This is a genomic window from Allorhizobium sonneratiae, assembly GCF_023700755.1.
Lineage (GTDB): Bacteria > Pseudomonadota > Alphaproteobacteria > Rhizobiales > Rhizobiaceae > Allorhizobium > Allorhizobium sonneratiae.
The window spans coordinates 1-381 of the sequence record NZ_JAMKOJ010000038.1 but is presented as its reverse complement, the minus strand read 5'-3'; the positions used below and the strand labels follow the sequence as shown (position 1 = coordinate 381).

The 381-nt window shown below is 57.5% G+C and carries 1 protein-coding gene; it reads right to left on the bottom strand.

The window, feature by feature from the left end; translation table 11 throughout:
• Positions 1-381: hypothetical protein (locus tag NAC44_RS21170; protein ID WP_250943642.1), on the bottom strand; the 381-nt coding region annotated here is incomplete at both ends.

The window sequence follows — 381 nt, the reverse complement described above, 5'->3', positions numbered from 1 at the left end:
GCATCCCCTGCGGTGGCCGAACCGATGCCGGGCGCACCGGGAACGACTGCATTGACGGTGAATGTTTGAGAAACTGTGCTTGCCGCAAGATAGCTGGCATTGCCCGCCTGATCTGCATTGATGGTGCAGGAGCCCGTTGAAATGAAGGTCAGAAGACCGCCACTTGTGACGGTGCAAATGCTGGTGGTTGATGAGCTGAAGGTGGGCGTCAGGTTTGAGCTTGCCGAGGCGGTCAATGTCGGTGTCGTGCCGAAATTTTGTGCGCCGGGATTGTTGAACGTGATGGTTTGGCTGCTTTTGGGCGTGACCGTGTTTGACGCAGCCGAAGCACTGCCTGTTCCGGCGCTGTTTGTGGCGGTGACGGTGAAGCTATAGGTGACA